We start from the raw sequence: 2,658 nt of genomic DNA on the forward strand, positions 1-2,658 counted from the left end.
GGCGACGCGGGTGCCACCGGCATCCAGCGCGACGGCGCCCGCGGCGTCGAGGGCGAGCGCATCGGTGCGCAGCGCACCGGCGGCGTCCGACAGCCCGCCGGCCAGGATCAGCGTGACGGAGGGCGCGGCGACCAGGCCCTCGAGGCGGAGATCGGCCGGCGCGTCCTGGCGCAGCGTGAAGTCGCCGGCCGCGCCGCCGCCGAGGGCGTCGAGCCGGTTCGCGCCGGCGAGGGTGACGGCGCCGAGGACGGAACGCGCGACGAGGGACGGCGTGTCGATCGCGCCCGCGGCCTGGGTGATCGAATCCTGCGCGGCGAGCGAGACGGCGGGCGCGCGGATGTCGCCGTCCAGCGCCAGCGCGCCGGAGGTGACGAGGCGGATTGCGCCCGTCGCCTCGGCGCCGAGCAGCCGCGGGATGGCGTTGGCGGGATCCTCCAGCAGCACGGCGCCGGCGGAGGCGACGCGCAGCGTGCCGGCGGAGAGCGTGGCGGATTGCGTGAGGTCGCCGCCGGTCGCGAAGGAGGCCTCCGGCACGGTGACGGGCCGCGTCAGCTCGAGCGGCGTCGTGGTGGCGAGCACGAGGCCGCCGGGCGCCGTCACCGTGCCGAGGGCGCGGATGGCGTTGGCCTGCGCGGCGAGATCGATGCGGCCCGTCGTGGTCGCGTCCAGAAGGTCGGCGCTGATGCCCATGCCGGTGGCGGGCTGCGCGATGGAGGCGGCGGCGAGGGACAGGTTGGTGGCCGCGATGTCGTCGGGCGCGAGCGCGCCGGCGGTGGTCACGCGGAAGGTCGCGCCGCGGCCCGCGACCGCGGCGATGGAGTTGCCGGCGCTGTCGAGCGTGACGTTGGCGCCCTCGGCGCGCAGCGCGGCGGTCTCGATGCGGCCGCCGGCCTGGGTGATGTCGCCCGTCCCGCGCAGCGTGACGGAAGGCGCGGTGACGGGCAGCAGCGAGAGGGTGAGCGAGGCGGCCTCGATCGTCGCGGGGCCGCCGGCGTCGAGCGCGCCGGAAAGCTCCAGCGCGCCGGTCGCCGCCACCGCCAGCGCGCCGGCGGCGAAGGCGCTGTCGAGGGTCGTGATGTCGTTGCCGGCGCCATCGAGGCGGATCTCGCTGGTCAGCGCGGTCAGCCGCGCCTCCATCGCGCCGATCGAGCCGGCGCCCTGGCGGAGCGAGCCGGCGGTGAGCAGGCGGACCAGCGGCGCGGCGACGTGGCCTTCGATCGAAAGGTCGGTCGAGGTGGCGAGCGACAGCACGGCGTCGGCGGTGGAGGCGCCGAGCGCCTGCACCTCGTTCAGCGGGTCGTCGAGGAAGACGGACCCGGCGGCGCGCAGCGAGAGGCGCGGCGTGATCACCAGCGCGCCGGTCTCCTGCGCGATGTCGCCGGCGCCGAGGCTGATGCGCGCGGCGCGGAACTCGCCGTCCAGCCGCAGTGCGCCGGTGGTCTCCACGGCGAGGTCGTCGCGCGCCGATCCGGACAGGCGGGCGACGACGTTCTGCGCGGCGTCGAGGCGGACCGAACCCGCGGGGGCGGCGACGCGCAGCGCCTCGGCGAGGATGCGGGCATTGGCGTCCTGCGAGAGGTCGCCTGCATCGACGCGCAGCGTGGCGGTGGCGCCGGCGGCGTTCAGCGTGCCGGAGACGGTCAGCGCGCCGGCGTTGCGCAGCGCGATTCCGGCTGGCGCGGTGACGTCGGCCAGCGCAGTGATCGTATTGGCGGCACCGTCGAGCGCGATGGCGCCGAAATTCGCCTCCAGCGCCAGCGTGCCGGCGGTGATCGCGCCGCCCGCGGATTGCGTGATGCCGGCCTGGCCGACCAGCTCGACCGCGGTGGCGTCGAGCGTGGCGTTGAGCCGGAGGTCGCCGCTGGCGGTCAGGCGGATCGCGGCCGCGGTCACCGGTGCATCCACCGCCAGGCTGGTCGAGGTCAGCACGTCGAACCGCGTGGCGGCGCGGCCGCCATCGAGCGCGAGGATCGCGTTGTCGAAGGCTTCCAGCCGCACGGCGCCGGCGCGGCTTTCGGCGAAGAGCGTGCCGACCGAGAGCCGCGCGCCGTCCGATTGCGTGATGTCGCCGGCGGAGATCAGGCGGAGGTCGCCGAGGACGGCCAGCGGCGCCTCGATGAAGATGCCTTCGCCGGGTGCGGCGGTGGCGTTCAGCGTCTCGAGCGTCAGCGGGCCCTCGGTGCGGTTCACCTCGGCCTGGACGCGGATGGTGCGGTCGGCGGTCAGCTCCAGCAGGCCGGGCGTGGTGTTGACGAAGTCGGCGGTGACCTCGGCGGGTTCCGTGCTGCCGGAGAGCGAGTCGACGATCCGCAGCTCCTCCGGATCCACCAGCACGCGGCCGGTCGGGCCGACATCGACGCGGCCGTCGATAGCGAGGGCACGGCGGGACGAGACCTCCACCTGGCCGCCGCGCGCGGTGATCGTGCCCGACATGGCGGTGCGCTGCGACGAGTGGACGATCACCTCGCCGCCATCCGCGCGGATGTTGGCGCCGCGCTGCACGGTTGTCCGGGCGGAGAGGCGGTCGGGCGCGCCGATGCGGGAGGTGGCGGCGGCGCCCGCCACGATACGTCCCGCGGGCGCGTCGAGGGCCGCGCCCGCGGGCACCAGCACGCCGCCGCCGGGGGCGTTCGCGGTGATCGTGCCGGAGGTGATGGC

The 2,658-nt window shown here is 76.2% G+C and carries 1 protein-coding gene; it reads right to left on the minus strand.

Annotated features, from left to right (window positions below):
* The coding region (locus L2I40_RS21690) for a hypothetical protein (RefSeq protein WP_237217323.1) at nucleotides 1-2,658 on the minus strand (2,658 nt) is incomplete at both ends.

The sequence above is a fragment of the Falsiroseomonas oryziterrae genome (assembly GCF_021864505.1).
Taxonomy (GTDB): Bacteria; Pseudomonadota; Alphaproteobacteria; order Acetobacterales; family Acetobacteraceae; genus Falsiroseomonas; species Falsiroseomonas oryziterrae.